The organism is Treponema sp. OMZ 798, assembly GCF_024181385.1.
In the GTDB taxonomy this organism is placed as follows: Bacteria; Spirochaetota; Spirochaetia; order Treponematales; family Treponemataceae; genus Treponema_B.
The window spans coordinates 925240-942150 of record NZ_CP051305.1 but is presented as its reverse complement, the minus strand read 5'-3'; the positions used below and the strand labels follow the sequence as shown (position 1 = coordinate 942150).

Annotated in this window: 19 protein-coding genes; 8 read left to right on the top strand and 11 right to left on the bottom strand. The window is 38.1% G+C overall.

Going from position 1 to position 16911, the window contains the following annotated elements:
• The 4 genes from E4O07_RS04330 to E4O07_RS04315 are packed head-to-tail and all read right to left on the bottom strand — an operon-like array spanning position 1 to position 4425.
• Positions 1-768, bottom strand: a complete 768-nt coding sequence (locus tag E4O07_RS04330; RefSeq protein ID WP_371921962.1) for an outer membrane lipoprotein-sorting protein — start codon at positions 766-768, stop codon at positions 1-3.
• Between the two features lie 15 nt (positions 769-783).
• Complete coding sequence (locus tag E4O07_RS04325; protein ID WP_253687585.1) at positions 784-2118, bottom strand: ABC transporter permease; 1335 nt, start codon at positions 2116-2118, stop codon at positions 784-786.
• An 18-nt stretch (positions 2119-2136) separates the two neighbouring features.
• On the bottom strand, positions 2137-3657 hold the full coding sequence (locus E4O07_RS04320; protein ID WP_253687584.1) for an ABC transporter permease: 1521 nt from the start codon (positions 3655-3657) through the stop codon (positions 2137-2139).
• 15 nt (positions 3658-3672) lie between these two features.
• The gene (locus E4O07_RS04315; protein WP_253687583.1) at positions 3673-4425 is read right to left on the bottom strand and encodes an ABC transporter ATP-binding protein; all 753 of its coding nucleotides are present in this window, start codon (positions 4423-4425) and stop codon (positions 3673-3675) included.
• 480 nt (positions 4426-4905) lie between these two features.
• Between E4O07_RS04315 and nrdD the strand changes: the two genes are divergently transcribed.
• Positions 4906-5199 carry an anaerobic ribonucleoside-triphosphate reductase gene (gene nrdD, locus E4O07_RS04310; RefSeq protein ID WP_253687582.1) on the top strand — a complete coding sequence of 98 codons (294 nt, stop codon included), beginning with the start codon at positions 4906-4908 and terminating at the stop codon, positions 5197-5199.
• The gene (locus E4O07_RS04305) at positions 5199-5942 is read left to right on the top strand and encodes an anaerobic ribonucleoside-triphosphate reductase activating protein (protein ID WP_253687581.1); all 744 of its coding nucleotides are present in this window, start codon (positions 5199-5201) and stop codon (positions 5940-5942) included. The genes nrdD and E4O07_RS04305 overlap by 1 nt, the downstream gene beginning before the upstream one ends.
• Positions 5943-5957: 15 nt before the next feature.
• Here the strand turns inward: E4O07_RS04305 and E4O07_RS04300 are convergent, their stop codons facing one another.
• Entirely contained in the window at positions 5958-6509 is a 552-nt protein-coding gene (locus tag E4O07_RS04300; RefSeq protein ID WP_253687580.1) for a DUF2147 domain-containing protein, read from the bottom strand.
• A gap of 172 nt (positions 6510-6681) precedes the next feature.
• Between E4O07_RS04300 and E4O07_RS04295 the strand changes: the two genes are divergently transcribed.
• The 6 genes from E4O07_RS04295 (at position 6682) to E4O07_RS04270 (ending at position 10810) form a co-directional block, all read left to right on the top strand.
• Positions 6682-6996 carry a PadR family transcriptional regulator gene (locus E4O07_RS04295; RefSeq protein WP_253687579.1) on the top strand — a complete coding sequence of 105 codons (315 nt, stop codon included), beginning with the start codon at positions 6682-6684 and terminating at the stop codon, positions 6994-6996.
• A gap of 11 nt (positions 6997-7007) precedes the next feature.
• A complete protein-coding gene (locus E4O07_RS04290; RefSeq protein ID WP_253687578.1) occupies positions 7008-8204 on the top strand; it encodes a DUF4097 family beta strand repeat-containing protein in 1197 nt (398 codons plus the stop codon).
• Between the two features lies 1 nt (position 8205).
• Positions 8206-8736 (top strand): DUF1700 domain-containing protein, encoded by a 531-nt coding sequence (locus tag E4O07_RS04285; protein WP_253687577.1) that lies wholly within the window; start codon positions 8206-8208, stop codon positions 8734-8736.
• A gap of 97 nt (positions 8737-8833) precedes the next feature.
• Positions 8834-9022 carry a hypothetical protein gene (locus E4O07_RS04280; RefSeq protein WP_002669623.1) on the top strand — a complete coding sequence of 63 codons (189 nt, stop codon included), beginning with the start codon at positions 8834-8836 and terminating at the stop codon, positions 9020-9022.
• A gap of 41 nt (positions 9023-9063) precedes the next feature.
• Positions 9064-10041, top strand: a complete 978-nt coding sequence (locus E4O07_RS04275) for a DUF4097 family beta strand repeat-containing protein (RefSeq protein ID WP_253687576.1) — start codon at positions 9064-9066, stop codon at positions 10039-10041.
• 58 nt (positions 10042-10099) lie between these two features.
• A complete protein-coding gene (locus E4O07_RS04270) occupies positions 10100-10810 on the top strand; it encodes an Rpn family recombination-promoting nuclease/putative transposase (protein ID WP_253688118.1) in 711 nt (236 codons plus the stop codon).
• 32 nt (positions 10811-10842) lie between these two features.
• On the opposite strand, the gene ruvA is transcribed toward E4O07_RS04270, so the two are convergent.
• The 6 genes from ruvA to E4O07_RS04240 all read right to left on the bottom strand — a co-directional run bounded on the left by ruvA (position 10843) and on the right by E4O07_RS04240 (position 16910).
• The gene (gene ruvA, locus E4O07_RS04265; protein ID WP_253687575.1) at positions 10843-11448 is read right to left on the bottom strand and encodes a Holliday junction branch migration protein RuvA; all 606 of its coding nucleotides are present in this window, start codon (positions 11446-11448) and stop codon (positions 10843-10845) included.
• Positions 11441-11977, bottom strand: a complete 537-nt coding sequence (gene ruvC / locus E4O07_RS04260; protein ID WP_253687574.1) for a crossover junction endodeoxyribonuclease RuvC — start codon at positions 11975-11977, stop codon at positions 11441-11443. Before ruvC ends, ruvA begins: the two co-directional genes overlap by 8 nt.
• A gap of 37 nt (positions 11978-12014) precedes the next feature.
• Positions 12015-15038, bottom strand: a complete 3024-nt coding sequence (locus tag E4O07_RS04255; protein ID WP_253687573.1) for an insulinase family protein — start codon at positions 15036-15038, stop codon at positions 12015-12017.
• 109 nt (positions 15039-15147) lie between these two features.
• Positions 15148-15408, bottom strand: coding sequence for a hypothetical protein (locus tag E4O07_RS04250; protein WP_253687572.1), 261 nt, complete (start codon positions 15406-15408; stop codon positions 15148-15150).
• Complete coding sequence (locus E4O07_RS04245) at positions 15380-15682, bottom strand: BrnT family toxin (RefSeq protein ID WP_253687571.1); 303 nt, start codon at positions 15680-15682, stop codon at positions 15380-15382. Before E4O07_RS04245 ends, E4O07_RS04250 begins: the two co-directional genes overlap by 29 nt.
• A 100-nt stretch (positions 15683-15782) precedes the next feature.
• A complete protein-coding gene (locus E4O07_RS04240; RefSeq protein ID WP_253687570.1) occupies positions 15783-16910 on the bottom strand; it encodes a hypothetical protein in 1128 nt (375 codons plus the stop codon).
• Between the last annotated feature and the right edge of the window lies 1 nt (position 16911).

Sequence of the window (16911 nt, the reverse complement as noted above, 5' to 3'; positions counted from 1 at the left end):
TTAGTTTATCTTCTCCAAATAAGCCTTTGTAAAAACTACATCATCAATTCTTGCAGTGCTAAAATCTTGAAATATCTGCGTTGTTTTTTCTCCCTTTATAAGTTCATTTATATAGATTTGATGAACTGGAAGAGGTAATCCTTCAACCTTTGCATACTTGGGTATAAGTGTAGTTCTCATGTGTTTTCCGCTTGCACCGTAACTTTCTGTTTTTAAAATAAGGTGTTCATCTTTTCGCACAAAGAATTTTTCTTGGGCATAAGCTGCATCTTTTTGCAAAGCCTTAGCCGTTACCGCATAAACTTCATACTTACCGATCTTAGCTTCTTCAATTTTAAGAATTTCCCAAGCCTGCCTAAACTCGGACTTTTTATTTACATCCGATAATTTTGTATCGCTGTTTGCCAAATTTTTTTTAAGCGAAGAATGAGTAAACTGGTGAGCAATCGGGTCATAAAACCAAAGGTTATCTTTTTCTTGCAGATAACCGTTTCCCTTATCTGCTTCAGGTGCAAGCTGAATAAGAGTTGTTTGGTCTTTCTTATCACGCCTGAAAAGTTTAAACTGAACAACCTCCTTAGGTTGATTAGGTTTTTCGACAATCAGCGTGAGAGTGCTGGTAAAATCTTTTTCAAAATTCCCCCTGTCGAAAACCTTGTCCATAATCTTATACATTTCCTCCGTCGAAGGAACCTCAGCAAATGCCGCCATGCTTACAAAAAAAGCAATGAGCACAATCAAAAATTTCTTGTTCATAAACTCTCCTATAAAAACTTCCTTAAATTATTTTCCTGACCTAAGCGCTTCGGCAGGAATCATATTAGCGGCTCTTGAAGCTGAGCCCCTTACCGTGAGCAGGGTTAAGCCCAACATTATCGCAAACTTTAATAAAACCAAAAGTACCGATAAGTTCCATGTAAAGTATCCGTTTTTGGTGAAGACCGAAAAGGGAGAATCCGAGGCAATCGGAATAAAGGATATAACCTGCATTACGATAACCGCAAGGACAAAGCCGCATACGGCTCCAAACAAGGACAAAAATGAAGCTTCTGCAAGGAAAAGATGTCTTACGTGTCTTCTCATAATACCGCAAGAGCGCATGGTTCCGACTTCACCCCTTCTTTCATGTACGATAATTTTAAAGGTGTTTGAAATACCGATCATCGTAATAACCAAAAGCACAACCAAAACGCCGAAACTTATACCGTTTAAGGTATTCATCAGGGTAACCATTTGCGGTGCAAAATCATAAAAAGAAGCTACACCGAATTTTGTTCCTTCCCACTTTCCTTCTTCAAGCTGTTTAAGTACATTGTTTGCAGGCTGTGAAGGACTAATTTGTCGTGCAAGAGCTCTGCTTGTAGCCGGGCCTGCTTCTCCGAATTTTTTTTCGAGCATCTGAGCATAAGCTTCCTGCATGTCAGGATTTTTTAAGAAAAGGGAATATACTTCTATGCTTCCTTTTTCAAGCTCCGTAACTTTTTGTAAATAATCAAAATTGATGTAATTTGTGATTCCGCCGAACGGAGAGCGGTTTACTGCAATGCCTTCTACTTGAAGTTCAATAACGGTAAGCTGTCCTTTCGAGGTCTTGGTTTCAAATAAAACTATGTCGTGTAAACCTACATTTAAGCTTTGGGCTACCGATTCGGAAAGAAGAATCGCATTTTCTTTTTTCATGGCTTCCCAGCTTCCTTCTTTAAAAAGAATACTGTCATGCAAAATTTTTTCTTCATCAAATTTGCAGCCGTCAATTTGAGAGGTAACCTCTTTTCCTTCAAAGATGAGTTTACCCGATGAGCGGCTTCTTTTTATGATGTACACGGTATCGATACCCAATTCTTTTACGGTTTTTTCTACTAAAGCAATATCTTCGGCATTCATATAAACTTGAGCAGGGTCATCGGCATTTTTATCTGCAGCCTTTTTTGAACCGATTATATAAACATGGCCGCCTACAATTTTTGAAATTTCGCCAGCCATGCTGTTTAAGGCTCCGGAAGTCATGCCGTCCATAAAGATAACGACAAAGAAAGCAAACGCTATTGCAAAAACCAAAAGAATGCTTCGCCTTTTTTGTCTGTTTAAATTCCTAAACGCTATTTTTGATATATTCATAATCTATTTTTCCTTTTTTTAACGGTTGATTGCTTCAAGAGGACTTATCTTTAAGGCAAGCCTTACAGGATACCAGTTTGCGGCAAGACCTGCTAAAAGCATTGCAGCCATTGTCCAAAGAGCAGAAACGGCAGAAATACTTACTCTTATTTGCTTTCCGCCGAACATAGCTGCAAGGATCTCTCCAACCCTGATATTAAAAGCATTAACTACGGCGGCTCCGATAAGAGCAAGAACCAAACCTATAAGAACTCCTACGCAGGACATAAAAAACGATTCCGCAAAAAATATCTTTCTTACAAAGCCTTTTTTAGCACCTATAGCCCTCATTGTTCCTATTTCGGAACTTCTTTGCATAACGGCAACCACCAAGGTATTCATTATAACGATTAAAACTACCACGGAAAGAATAGCAAGCATCGTAATAAAAAGAGTTCTTGTGCCTTCTATTGCTCCGTAATACATCGCCATTCCGAGTTTCCAGTCCAAGGCCTGAGCATTTATTCCTTCTTCCTTAAACCAGTCGTTTAATGTTTTAATTACACTTTGAGTTTTTGAAGAATCCTTAAGCTTTATTACTATGTGATGCCAAGCCTCATTATCGGCAAGGTTGAGCTGATCGCGCAGTTCGGTACTTCCCAAAAGATTTTCATAATCAATCTTTGTGTTTGAGCTCGCAGCGGTGTCTATAATATCCGAATCGAAATCATCCGAAAAAAGCTCATCTTCCGATTTTTCTGAAAGGCTTAGATCGACAGAATCGGGAATTGCCGCTGCAGTCCTCGCTCCCAGTGTCATATCTGCAAGAATGCGGGTTGTGTCTACATCAAAGTAAGCTATTCCGTCTATCGCCGTATCGGGATGAGCATAATCGAAAAAGCCGGTGATTATGACTTTTTGCTGCCTTGCTTTTCCTGCAAAGGAAGAAATCAATATTTCGTCTCCGAGTTTTAAAGTTCTGCCATAGTAATCTTCAAATCTCTCTTTTCTATCGCGGGGAAGCATGGCAAATTTTCCGTTTGAAGATTTGGGGAATTCGCCTTCATAAATTTTAATCGTATCGAAAAGATTTTTATAGCTTTCAGGCTCAATACCCAGAATCTGTAAATACGGAAAAGAGCTCCTATTCTTGTCCTCAGGCTCCCATGAATCAGGAAGATCAACGGGTTTAAGCATTCCGCTTGCAAAAACGGAATTAGTAAGACCTCTTACTTCAGGAAGGCTTTCAACCTTAGACCTAACCTTTTCAAAGGGGGTTAGATAAGGCACCTTAGGCCTATCCATGCTGACACTGACTGTCTGAAAAACTCCCAAAAGCTGTACCATTATAGTGTCTTTTTCAGGCTTACCGGTAATTAAAACATCGCCTGAAAAATCGCTTATACATACATCCTGAGTTTGCTGCAATGAAAAATTTAGGATACCGAAACCTAGGATAACCAAAAAGGTTCCTATTCCTATAAGCGATAAGGTAATAATCATCTTTGCCTTATTTGCAAAAAGATTTTTTACCGCCATTTTAAAAATCGTCTTATTCATAATACTTTCCTAAGTTTAAGCCGAAGCTTTTACATCTTCGAGGATTTGACCGTCCAAAATCTTAATGCGGTGGTTTGTCATATCTACAATCTTTGAATCATGAGTCGAAAAGATAAAGGTTGTTTTAAGTTCTCGGTTTACCTCTTTCATAAGCTCCAATATTTGGATACCCGTTTTTGAGTCAAGGTTCGCTGTAGGTTCATCTGCCAAAACTATTTGAGGTTTTGTAGCCAAGGCCCTTGCGATTGCAACCCTCTGTCTTTGACCGCCTGAAAGTTCGTTGGATTTATGGTGCTTCCATTCCGTAAGCCCTACCTTTTCTACCAAATAGTTAATCCACTCTTTTTGTTTTGCTTTACTCTCTTTTGCTCTTCCAAATAAAAGCGGGAACTCTATATTTTCGTATACGTTTAAAACAGGTACAAGGTTAAATGATTGAAAGATAAAACCCAAATACTCGTGCCGGAGCACCGTCATCTTTTTATCCAATTTGTTAGGAACCTTAACTTTTTTATTTTGTTTTTTTAAAAGAGAAGCAAAATCCGATTCCTTATAAATACTTTCATTGTTTATGATAAGCTCTCCGCCTGAGGGTGTATCTATCAAACCTATCATATTGAGAATAGTAGATTTCCCCGAACCGGAAGGCCCTGATATAGAAACGAATTCTCCTTGCTCAATAGCAAAATCTACGCCTTTTACGGCTTCAACCAAAACTTTTCCCAACGGATAAGTCTTTTTTAAGTTTTTAACTTGTACAATATTCATACAAACCTCCATTACAAGTTCTACATAATTATATTTATAAAAATTAAAACGAGCATTTACGGGAGCTTACATTTTAATTTTTTGCCTTACATTTTTGTAAGTTTACATATTTTACGGTCACTTTACCAGTGACAAAAGTCATTTTTTAAGTAAACAATCGTCATATCATTTACCTATTAAATTAACCTTTGCGTTCTTTGAGCCCTTTGCGGTTTATTTTCGGTAATTGACTTATCCGCAAAGGATATAATGAGTTATCTAGCTAGATAGTATACATAAATTTTAATTTTTGTCAATACAGTATAAATATTTATTCGACGGAATTTTACATCTTTACTCACATCAAGACAAAAAATTGTAAAAATTCTCTAATTTTTTTAAGTTTTTGCTTGACAAACACTACATATAGTGTTAGAATAGCCGATATAAGGGATAGAACGCTAAATAAGGGTTTATTCCGAAAACCGGGAGGAAACAAAAATGCGGAACATTGAAGAAATCAATGCAGAAATTGAAAATGTAAAAAAGGAACTTGAAAACGTTCACGGTACAGGAACTGAAGTTTATGCCAGAATCGTAGGCTATTACCGATCAGTCCGAAACTGGAACAAGGGAAAACGAGAAGAATATAATCACAGAATTATGTTCTCGTCCGAAAACGAAAGGATTGAAAAAACTCTGTCCGATTGTAACTGCGATTGCCCGCCCATCAGCGGTTCCTTAGACTTTTCAGTTTCTAACAATTTTTCAGAAAAAAAAGAACAAATAGCCTAATGCTTGCAGGTTTACAAAAAACCAGCTTAGTTAATTTTCCCCGCCGCGTCGCTGCGGCGGTTTTTTTGCCCGGCTGTAATATGCGCTGCCCTTACTGCCATAATGCCGAGTTAGCCCTAGCCTCTCCTTCTTCCTTTAGCGGAACTCCTGAAAGTCAAAACTATTATTATGAACTCTCGGAAATTTACGGCTTTTTGGAAAAAAGAAAAAAACTTATCTCAGGCCTTGTAATATCAGGAGGAGAACCTCTTATGTCCCCGGCCTTGGTTGAGCTAATTGAAAAAGCTAAAGCCTTAAATCTTGAAGTTAAAATAGATACAAACGGTCTTTTTCCGGAACGGCTGGAAGAGATTTTGAGCTCCCAAAATCTTAAACCCGACATGATAGCCCTAGATGTAAAAACCTCGCCCGAAAGATACGGAGAGCTTTTAGCCTCAAAAACGAGAGAAACTGCCGGAAAAGCAAAGGACTTACTCTTAGCAACTATTGATATTTTAAAATCACACAGCGAAAAAATTGAAACAGAATACAGAACAGTCTTGGCCCCGGCCCTGGTATCTGAAGACGAAATAAAAAAGATAGCCTCCCTCCTGCCTAAAAATGCAAGATGGAGGCTGACCCAATTTGTACCGGGCGTCTGCTTAAACCCTGAATGGAACTCGATAGAACCTTATCCGCTTTCTACCGCTAAAGGCCTTACAGCCCTTGCAAAAAGCATAATTAACGATACGGAACTGCGTTAGGATGCGGCCTAAATTTTACTCGGCAGCCATCTCCTTATCCTTATTTTCATCATCTATGACATTATTTTTAATAAGATCATCAGTTTCTTCTTTATCGGTTCTAAGCCAATACTGGCTGCGGCCTATGCCTAAACCGATTTCTCCGCGCATTTCAAGGGTGTCGGTCTTATATTTTTTTCCGTCAGCCTTGTGAAATTTGATTTTGCAATAGTAATACTTTCCATCACCCGGATCGATGATATAACCCTTATGCCAAGAGCCTTCTTCTTTTTTTACAAGATTGTAAATAAAGGGAGTGCCTACAAGAGCCATCTTATTTACTCTACCCTTTTTCGGGAAATCCTTATAGGATTCTTTACAAGAACTTGCAGCTTCCTGCGGATGATGTCCTATAGTAACAAGCATCTCACCAAAAAGTTTCCCGTCTTTTTCATAGATTTTCCAGACTCCCGTAACCTTATTCGTTTTTTCATCCACGCTTTTCCATAAACCGATAACAGGGTCTTGAGAAAAACAAAAAGTTGCAACAAACATAAAAAAAATTGCCGTAAAAATAATTTTTTTCATTTTATAATCTCCCAAGCTAAGAATGATAACATAAAATCATAAACTTGTCAAATTTTTTTATAAAAATTTATAGGTATACTTGACATAATATTATATTTTATATAATATATAAATATAAATAATATGATAAAAGATATTATATAATATCAAATATACTAAGGAGGTTAATTGAATGATTTTTTCGATAAACACCGGCTTGCTTGAAGCCTGCGTTTTAGCCCTTTTAAAAGATTCGGATTCTTACGGCTACAAGTTGACACAGGACGTTAAAAGCCTTCTTCCCATATCGGAATCTACCTTATACCCGGTCTTAAAAAGGCTTCAAACAAGCGGGTATCTGGAAACCTATGACCGGCCGATTGACGGAAGAAACCGCAAATACTACAAAATAACGCCTGCGGGCTTAAGGCAGCATGAGCTTTACATTGAAGAATGGAAATCCTACAAGGATTTAATAGACAAAATTTTTAAGGGCACAGCCCTTTAGGAGGTAAAAGGATGACAAAGGATCAATTTTTAACGGAACTTAACTCTTATCTTTCGGTTTTAAAACCTGAGGACAGAAAAAATACAATAGAATTTTATGAAGAATATTTTGAAGATGCCGAAAACGAAGAAGCCGCAATTGAAGATCTCGGCTCTCCAAAAAAACTGGCTGAAGAAATAATAGATTTTCATAAGGCTTCATACAAGGGTGAAAATACCGAAATTTCAAAACAATTTTCTCGGGATGAAAACATTTCGGAAATTGTCTTAAACATAACGGCTGCAAAAGTTTTAATAAATACTTCACAAGGTGAAAAGCTTGAGTACACTACTCAAAATATTGCTGATGAGGATTTTTCGGCTAAAATTGAAAACGGAAAACTTATAATAAAGGAAAAACCGGTTTTCTTTTTCAGCAAAAAAGGTTTTGCCTCCTTTTTGGAAAACTTTAATATCAACACCTCTTTGAATGCAGCCAAAAGAGAAATCTCTATAAACATTCCCAAAGATACAAACCTTGTAAAACTCGAATTTAATTCTCAGATGGGTTCTTTAAAAATAGAAGATGTAAATATCGAAATTATTGAAGGTTATACAACTTGCGGGAATTTTTCGGTCAAGAGTGGACTCCACAAAAAAATAGATTTTAATACTTCTGCCGGAGCTATAAAGATGAGCGATTTGGATATTGAAAGCATGAAGCTTTCTTCTTCGGCAGGTTCCATTAAATTCGAAAACATAAAGTCTGACAATATCTCTGCTTCGACAGGAGCCGGAACAATCGATTTTACAAAAACCGAAAGCTCAACCATAAAAGCAAATTCGGGAGCCGGAAATATAACGGCGAACGAGTTAAAAGCAGATAAAGGAAACTTCAATACCGGAGCCGGAACAAATAAATTCCAAAAGTGTAATTTTAATGCAGAAACAATTTTGAACACGGGAGCAGGAAGCATAATTTTCCAAGGAAATTTACACGGCTATGCCAAAATAAATTCCGGCATAGGGCCGGTAGATCTTAATTTACCGAAAGAAATAGAAAATTACGATATAAGTATTTCTTCCAACCAAGGCAGCATAAAACTAAACGGAGAAAATGTAGAAAGAAGAGGCGACAGAATAAATCTTGGAAGTAAATCCGCAAACACAAATATAAAAATCAACACAAGTTTCGGAGCAATTAAACTAACAACCAAGGAAGGAGAGTAAAATGACAAGACGGGAATTTATAGAAGAACTTGAAGACAGGCTCAGACACCTGCCCTACAAGGACAGGAAAGAAGCCGTCAAATTCTATGAAGAATATTTTGATGAGGCCGGAATCGAAAATGAGCAAAGCGTAATCAACGAGCTTAGAAGCCCGGCCCACATTGCTTCAAAAATTCTTTCGGACTATGCCGTAAAAGAAGCCGAAGGAGCAAAAAAATCTGCACGAGGCGGCTTTAGAGCCCTTTGGTTTACAATCCTCGGAATCTTTGCAGCTCCCATCGCCATACCTCTGGCCGTCGGGCTAACAATAGTAATAGTCCTATTATGCGTAGGGCTTTGCGTTGCCTCTATTGCCCTTGTTTTCGGCGGCGGTATATTGGCAGTATTCGCTTTCGGTATGCTTTTTGTAGACTTCGGTACAGGCATTCTTTTAATAGGAGCTATTTTAATAGCCATAGGTTTTACCAGACTTTTATACCTTTTTGTTACTGCGATTATAAGAAAAATATCGCAGCTGGTAAAAAAAATTTAATTTATGGAGGGGCGATAAATAGCTCGGCAGAAATTCTGCCTCACTATTTATCTTCGAGTTTTGTGCTTCGCACAAAACATACTTTATGGAGGGAAAAATGTTAATTGCTTTTTTAATTATTGTTTTTGTTTTCGGAATTATTGCTGCAGTCTTCGGGATTGTAGGGGGAATTTTAGTTCTTGCATTTAAACTGGTATTTTGGCTGATACCGGTTTTATTTGCAGGTGCAATCGTTCTGGGTATTCCGGCTTTAATAATACTTGCTATTATTAAATTATTAAGATAATCGATAAACAGTTTAAACAAAACATCGTTAAGGGGATTTATATGAAAAAAATAGGAAAGACAATTTTAATTATTCTTTTGGGACTTATGCTTGTCGGCATAGGTTATAGTTTAGGCGGAAGATTTTTTTATAGATCTAAGCGTAGAATTCATGGACGGAATTTTATTGACAAAGCATATAATAAAATTATGTCGGCGGCCGAGCGTATCGAAGATATGGAAAACGACCTAGAAGATATGGAAGACGATATAAAATCTTGGAGGGATGATATGGACGAGTATTTTGGAGATGAGTACAAAAAGGCTGAAACAATCAGTTTGGAAGGAATTAAGAATTTTTTTCTTAAGGCAGAAGTCGGAGAGGTAAAAATAGAAATAAGCGATCGTGCGGATGAAGCCTCATATAAAATTGAGCGCATTAACCCCAAGTATTTCGATGTAGAAAAAAAAGGAGACACAATCAGTTTTGAAGACAACACTCCTTCAAAGTTTTTTAAGAATCTTGGTCTTAATTTTAAAAACAATTCTCCTAAAATATATATCAGTCTGCCTCGGAATATTGTATTTAATAATTTTGAAATAAAAAGCGGAGTCGGAGGATTCTATATCCGTGATATAAATGTAGAAAAATTTAACCTTGCAGCAGGAGTCGGGAAAGTAAATATTTATGATGTAAAGGTTTTAAAAGATGTCAATATCAGAGCCGGAGTCGGAGCAGTAAACCTTAAGGATTCAAAAGTAAACAATATGGATATAAAATCCGGTGTCGGCTCATTTAGCTTTTCAGGTACGGCCCTGGGTAAGACCTCAATCAAGGGAGGAATAGGTTCAGTAGATATTAAAATAGATGGAGCCGAAAAGGATTATGATTTTGATGTAAGCGCAGGTTTAGGAGAGGTAAGAATAAACGGTAAAAAATCAAAAACCTTTTTAGCCGACAGACAAAAGGAAACAGGCGCCGAAAATACAATCACCGTTAAAGGCGGAATAGGCTCGGTAAGTATAAGGTTTAAGGATTAAACAAAAATTGGAGAAAAAAGTGAAAAGATTTGAAGATTTAACATTTACGGACGATTTTATGTTTTGTAAAACTATGCAAAATCCGAAGCTATGTAAAAAACTTATTGAAATGATATTATTTGATACGATAGGCAAAATTGCATATACCTCTGTACAGCATAGTATTAACACCTATGAACAGGCAAAATCCATAAGGTTTGATGTTTTGGTGCAGACAGAAAACGGTAAATTTTATGATGTGGAAATGCAGATAAGCAACGAAAGGAATATCCCTAAAAGAATGAGATTTTACCAAGCGGCTCTTGATATTTCTTTTTTGGATAAGGGTAATTCCTATAATGCTTTAAACGACAGCTTTATAATTTTTATCTGTTTATTTGATGTTATAGGCAAAAACAGGCCTGTTTATACCTTTGAAAATCTTTGTATAGAAGACAAAAATACACCTTTACATGACGGCACACAAAAGGTTATAATAAATGCAGAGGCTTTTGAAAAAACTGAGGACAAAGAATTAAAGGAATTTTTAGAATATCTTAAAACAGGTAAGGTAAATAGTGAATTTACAAGGGAGATAGAAAAAATGATACAAACAGTAAAACAAAACGAACAGGCAAGACAAGAATACAGATTATTATCTACTTTTGAAATGGATATTAAAGACAATGCAAAGAGAGAAACAGCTAAAATTTTAAAACAGTTAGGGGATTCGATACAAAAAATTATGCAGGTTACGGGGCTTTCCGAAGCAGAAATTGAAAAACTATAATCATAATGGATCCGCCAAAACTATTTTCTCTTTCAGCTTAAAGCAACGATTGAACGCCTAAAAAGCTCTTCTTCGTTTTTAAGGGGATCGGAACCTGCGGTCTTCATTTCTTCGGCGATTTTTTCGACTTGGGCAATGACGGATTTTCTTTCAAAGCCCATATCGGTTAAGGCCCTTACAATGTCTTCGTATTCGGAAGAAATTAAAATCGGCCCCTTTGAGGAAGTCTCGTTTAAATTGGTGAGTTTTCCTTTTAAGGCAAGAATCATTTTTTGAGCCGTCTTTTTACCTACGCCGGGGGTCTTTTGAAGGGTGTCAAGGTCTCCTTCTTCCAAGGCTTTTTCAAGAGAAGAAGCATTTAAGCCCGACATTATTTTTAAGGCTTGACGCGGTCCTACCCCCTCAACCTTTGTAAGATCTAAAAATAGAGAGCGCTCGGCCTGGTTGGGAAAACCGAAAAGCCTCATCTGATCTTCCCTGTGATAAAGCCATGTATAAACCTTTACTTCCCTTCCCACAGGGCCGAAAGCATCGAGGGCCAGGGCCGAAACAAAGATTTCCCATTCAATGCCCGAATTTTCAACATAGACCGAATCGGTAGTCTTACCGCTTAAAAGTCCCGAAATGCTGTTAAACATAGGCTTGTACCTCCCCTACATCTCCCAAATTTATTTTTGTAATGGCTGCGGCCAAGGCATCGGCTGCATGGTCGGGCTTAGGAATTTCCTTTAAACCTAAAATCAATTTTACGGCTTCCTGCACCTGCTTTTTTTCGGCTTGAGCAATTCCCGTTACAGCCTTCTTTATGGAATTCGGAGCGTACTCCCCTACCCTCACTCCCCCTTGGGCCAAAGCCAAAAGAACCACGCCGCGGGCCTCCGAAACGGACATAGCGCTCGTCGCATTTTTGGCAAAATATAGGGTTTCAATACCGGCCTCCTTCGGCCTGTATTTTGCAATGAGATCGGAAACCTTATCGAAGATTTTTAAGAGCCTCTCCCCTTGGAGCAGATGAGAGTCTGTACATATCGCGCCGTATTCTATACACTCAAAGCGGTTATTCGAAAAGCTTATAATTCCATAACCCGTATTTGCCAATCCAGGATCAATCCCTATCACGCAGGGTTTGAGAATTTTTTTATTTGAAGCTGCTTTTAAAATACCCATCTATTCTATAAAATTCCTTAAAGCCATTCCATACTTCTTAAACCTTCTCTGAAAGAATGGGAGAAGGATAAAATTCTTTGACAGCCTCTTTTTGAGAAAGAGCCGTATCCGAAGCCAAAACTACCGAAGAAAGCGAATCCCTTTGAGCCGATAGTTTTTTTGCACAAGACCTCAAGTCATCAGCCGTAGTCTCAAGCATCTTTTCAACCATTTCTTTTTTTTCGGAATAAGAAATCCCTGAAAGAAGATCTCTAAAGGCTGCAGCTCCTTTTGCCGCAGGCGTAAGCGGAACTATCTCCCTGCTGTATCTTCCCGTAATGAGCTTTTCGATTGTCTCTTCCGAAAAGTCTTCGCTCAATGTTTGGTCGATAGAGTTTAAGAATTCCAAAAGGGAGTTTATCGGGTTAGGATCCCTATAGGAGACAAAGGCTAAAAGCTCTTCCAAGGACATAGGAACGGTAAAAGCTCCGTAGGCCCCTCCTATGCTTCTTATCTTTTCCCACATCGGGCCGCTTGAAAGCCACTTACACAAGATAGACTCTGAAGCTTGCTCCTTTGAGCCGAACTGAGCCGATTTAAAAACCGAAACAGCAAAGCCTACTTGGAGGGAAGCCGGAATAAGCTCAAGCCTCGTTTTTTCGGTCCGCTTAAATTTAAAAGGATTTTCAAAGACAATCTTATCCGCCTCATCCGGAGCCTTAAAATCTTTTAAGTTTTTTTCAAGGGCGGTTTTTAAAGAGGCAAGATTTTCTTTTGTGCCCGTAAGCTCGATAATCAAACCCGAGCTCATAATCGATTTATATATTGAAGACAGTTTTTTTGACAGTTTATTCAGTTCGGAATTCCCCTTTTTGGATACAGCATTTTCGGAATTATCTCCCTTTACTTTTGCATATAGATTTCTTAAAAAGTTAAGCTGGGTTAATCCTGAAAGCATCTCCCTCCGTGCATTTTTTTCGGATAGAGGAGCATTAGCCCTAAGAAGGGCGAGGCTGTTTCCGTCAAGGGCAAGGAGGCTTTCAAAATCATTTTTGCGCTGGGTGACCAAATCGTTTAAGCGTTTTGTGTCGTCAAAAGAAATTTCGTTTAAAAAGCGCAAAACAAAGGAGACAGCCTCGGGAATCAATTCGCCGAGAATCTTCCCCGAAAGAAAAAGCCAATCCCTTCCGGCTATATCGGAGAGCCTTAACGTATCCGTATTTTTACGCAAAGAAAGATTTTTGTTTGCGGTAAAAACGGCGGCACTTGCCGAAAAGCCTCCCATTAAATTTGCAAGCGTAGAAGAAACCTCGCTCCATGAAAGGCTGTCAGTTCCCATCCCCGTGATACAGCTTGAAAGAAGGGGCAGGTATTTATAATCTTCTTGACTTAATGTATCCACAGGAAAGGCTAACTGAAAATAACCTATTCCATTTGTAGGCTGTTCGTGCATAACAAGTGGAACCTTTCCGATAAGGGTAAGTTCTTCAGGGCTTGGAGGCGGAAGAGGAGGCAGATCTTTTTTTGACAAGTGAGGAATAAGGGCAAGCATTTCGGGAGAGTCGTTTTTTTGCTTAAACTCATTCATCTTCTCCTGCTCTTTAAGCATTGCCCTTCGATCCTCATCCGTCAAACCTGCATTAAAATTTTCGGCTCTTTTTTCGAGACTTTCGTCCAAGCGTTTACAAAAATCGGCATCAGGGTAAACTCTTACAAGGGCATGATGCTTATTCTTTATCAAATACTTTTCAATCAGCTTTTCGATATACCGCTTATCGGAGGCAAGATCTTTTTTTACCTTCTCGAATACAGGCGTGTATTGGAGAGTTTTTTCGGGACTTACACCGTAGGCCCAGCCGGCCATAGCCCGCTCCATAAGGTTGATACCGAAGGGGCCGTAGTTTCTTCTTATTTCCCTGTTGCTAAAATCTATTGCGTGGACAGCCGTTTCAATTTCTTTAGGATCGATACCTTTCTTGACAAGCTCTTCAAGGGCTTCAAAGATAAGCTTTTTAAAATCTTCATGCTTTCCCTTTTCAATCCCCTTCATTCCGATTGTGAGGGTTATGTTCCTAAGACTCTTTCCGATTCCGTTATACGGGTAAAGGTCTTCCCCCATTCCGGACTCAAGGAGAACCTTATTTAAGCAGGCCCCGCTGTGCCCGATTAAAACTTCTCCTATAAGATAGGCCTGCATAAGTTTTTCGGTATCGGAAGTTTCGGGAAGAAGCCAGTTAAGCATGACTGCATCCTTGAGAGCCCCTTCTTCACTGGACGGAGCCGGCACCGAAAAGAAGCGGGGTTCAGTATAGGCTTCAATCGGCGGAACAAAGGGAGGCTTTTCGGCGGCTTCAAATTTGCAAAGGAATTTTTCTTCCAAAAATTTCATCTGCTTTTCGGTCGGAATATTTCCCATCAAAAAAATTCGGCAGTTTACGGGATGATAGTATTTTTTGTGAAAGGCCTTGTATTCTTCATATGTCAAATCGGGAATCTCCAAGGGAGAACCGCCCGAATCTTCGGCATAGATGCTGCCCTGACAAATGGAAGAAGCAGCCCAGTCATACATCACTCCGTCAAAGTCGGAATAATTTGCCCTCATCTCGTTTAAGACAACTCCCTGCACGCTCATCTTTCCGTTTTCGTCGAGCTCGAAGCGGTGCCCTTCCTGCTTAAAGGCCCATTCGTCAAGATTGGGAAAAAAGACGGCATCCCCGTAAACCGACATAAGGTTAAAATAATCGGCTTCAACCACGGAGCTTGCAGGATAGACAGTCTTATCGGGATAGGTCATGGCATTTAAAAAGGTATTTACACTCTGCTTTGCCAAAACCATAAAGGGGTCTTTAAGAGGATAGTTTTTAGAACCGCATAAAACCGTGTGTTCGATAATGTGGGCAACTCCCGTCGAATTGGGAGAGCTCGTCATAAAATTATATGAAAAAAGATTTTCATCCTCATCGTTTAAAACATGATAAAGTTCTAAGCCCGTCTTTTTATGCCTTGCATAAACGCCTAAAGCATTAAATTCGGGTAAGGGATTTTTGCTTATAATTTCAAAGCCGTGAATAAGATTGCTCATAAGGTCTTCCTAAAATTATATTAAGGTAAACCTTCCAAAAAGTTTTATTTTGTAGAAGGTTTACCTTATTTTAAGGAAAAGAGGGAAAATTGTAAAGTATACCGGAATTTTATCCTTGTACTGCAACAGGATAACCGTTTTGTCTTGCCCACCGCAAAATTTTGTTTACCGTATATTCATTTACAGAACTATCTATTTTTTCTAACCATGAAACATTATCACCATCTATTGATACAGATAAAGTAGGTTTATTTTTAAAATGCCCTTTTTCCCATTGTTCTTTTGTTATTTCAGGTATATCCGATAAATCGATTTCATGTGACGTTATTTCTGCAATGCGTTCAGCTGTCAATATTTTTTCTTTTTTCATAATACACCTCTTTTTCTAATCTTGTAGCTCTACGAGCTGAAATAAGTCTTATCTTGCTGCGTTCTGTATAAGATACAACAACGACAAGAAGACCGTTAACTATACCGATTCCTACAAAGCGATCTTCTTCGGCCGAATGATTTATATCATATATTTCATAAAAATATGGATCATCAAAAACAGATAAAATTTCTGCAAAATCAATTCCATGTTTTTTTATATTTATACTGTTTTTCTCGTTATCCCATTCAAATCGGCCTGAAGATTCTGTCATACCCTACCCTTGATTGTATTCTACCGCCTTACAGAGCATATGTCAAGTCTTAATACAATTTGTCAAAAACAATTAAAAGTTGTGTACCTATTGCTGAGCATCAGTCTCCAATCTTCGATTTTAACTTTTCAAGTTCTTTTTCTTTTATTTCAGTTTCTGCATCAAGGTTTTTATTACTGTCTTCAAGTCCCAAGCGTTTTGCTCTTATTTCTTTTAATTCACCTTCAATATAATCTTCCAACGACATAGTAAGTCCATCCAAGCCGGAATCAAATCTGATTTCTTTTTTTAGAGGGCTTAAAATAAGTTTTATAAAATTTTCGGCCAGCTTTGAAACGGCGGCATTCATAAAATTCGTTTCAAGGCCTTGACTTAAACGGGTTTGATACTCTTGTTCACATAGATCCGCATATTGATTTGCCCTTTTCACCTCGGCTTGTCCGTTTAGGATGCTATAGGTTTTAATATTATTTTTTATATCGACCCGCCTTATTTCGGCAACTTCTTTTATGTGCTTGTTTTTACTTGCACCCAAAAATTTAGGCTGAATGTCTTTTATCCAAAGAATATTCGGAAAATCTTTTGATACGGTAATTTTAATTTTTTTTAAATCCACACCGAATTTTGCGTCGATATCGTGGGTTAATACTACAAGGCCCTCATCATAATATTGATCGGCTTTTAAGCCCATTCCGGTTGTAATACCGCTTAACCGGTTTCGATATAAATTGGTTTGTTTTAAATTTGCTTCCAGTAATCCCAGCTCCAATATTTCCTTAAAACTCTGCATGTTCAGTTGAGTATTTTGTAAAACCCTCAAGCTGTCTTCTAAGCCGCTTATTTCGATGGATTGCTTTTGCATATTTATTTTATTGTCAAGGATTTCTTTTTCCTTTTCTTTTAACTCTTGATTTGCAGCAAGAAGTTTTATTTTAGCCTTGCGGGCTTCTATTTCTGCAAGCTGACTGTTAGTTACCTCATTGACTATTTTTTTGCTTACAAAAGAATTAAAAGCCGTCATTAAAGGAATCATTAAAATACAGGATATGACGGTTGATAATATTATTGCAAACACAGAGTTTATTTTTCTAACCTTTGTACTTGCAATAAATAGGACAAGAAAAATGCCGATTAGACATCCTGCAATCACAAAAAGGGACACAGTCATACTAACCTTATCCTGCATCTTATAAAAGAACATCGATACACTCATCAAAAAGTTTTCCATA

Bases quoted from the DNA above. Each gene is read 5' to 3' on its own strand.
- E4O07_RS04325 (WP_253687585.1), bottom strand. From the start codon at position 2,118: ATGAATATATCAAAAATAGCGTTTAGGAATTTAAACAGACAAAAAAGG.
- E4O07_RS04320 (WP_253687584.1), bottom strand. From the start codon at position 3,657: ATGAATAAGACGATTTTTAAAATGGCGGTAAAAAATCTTTTTGCAAAT.
- E4O07_RS04315 (WP_253687583.1), bottom strand. From the start codon at position 4,425: ATGAATATTGTACAAGTTAAAAACTTAAAAAAGACTTATCCGTTGGGA.
- nrdD (WP_253687582.1), top strand. From the start codon at position 4,906: ATGCGGAACATTGAAGAAATCAATGCAGAAATTGAAAATGTAAAAAAG.
- E4O07_RS04305 (WP_253687581.1), top strand. From the start codon at position 5,199: ATGCTTGCAGGTTTACAAAAAACCAGCTTAGTTAATTTTCCCCGCCGC.
- E4O07_RS04300 (WP_253687580.1), bottom strand. From the start codon at position 6,509: ATGAAAAAAATTATTTTTACGGCAATTTTTTTTATGTTTGTTGCAACT.
- E4O07_RS04295 (WP_253687579.1), top strand. From the start codon at position 6,682: ATGATTTTTTCGATAAACACCGGCTTGCTTGAAGCCTGCGTTTTAGCC.
- E4O07_RS04290 (WP_253687578.1), top strand. From the start codon at position 7,008: ATGACAAAGGATCAATTTTTAACGGAACTTAACTCTTATCTTTCGGTT.
- E4O07_RS04285 (WP_253687577.1), top strand. From the start codon at position 8,206: ATGACAAGACGGGAATTTATAGAAGAACTTGAAGACAGGCTCAGACAC.
- E4O07_RS04280 (WP_002669623.1), top strand. From the start codon at position 8,834: ATGTTAATTGCTTTTTTAATTATTGTTTTTGTTTTCGGAATTATTGCT.
- E4O07_RS04275 (WP_253687576.1), top strand. From the start codon at position 9,064: ATGAAAAAAATAGGAAAGACAATTTTAATTATTCTTTTGGGACTTATG.
- E4O07_RS04270 (WP_253688118.1), top strand. From the start codon at position 10,100: ATGTTTTGTAAAACTATGCAAAATCCGAAGCTATGTAAAAAACTTATT.
- ruvA (WP_253687575.1), bottom strand. From the start codon at position 11,448: ATGTTTAACAGCATTTCGGGACTTTTAAGCGGTAAGACTACCGATTCG.
- ruvC (WP_253687574.1), bottom strand. From the start codon at position 11,977: ATGGGTATTTTAAAAGCAGCTTCAAATAAAAAAATTCTCAAACCCTGC.
- E4O07_RS04255 (WP_253687573.1), bottom strand. From the start codon at position 15,038: ATGAGCAATCTTATTCACGGCTTTGAAATTATAAGCAAAAATCCCTTA.
- E4O07_RS04250 (WP_253687572.1), bottom strand. From the start codon at position 15,408: ATGAAAAAAGAAAAAATATTGACAGCTGAACGCATTGCAGAAATAACG.
- E4O07_RS04245 (WP_253687571.1), bottom strand. From the start codon at position 15,682: ATGACAGAATCTTCAGGCCGATTTGAATGGGATAACGAGAAAAACAGT.
- E4O07_RS04240 (WP_253687570.1), bottom strand. From the start codon at position 16,910: ATGGAAAACTTTTTGATGAGTGTATCGATGTTCTTTTATAAGATGCAG.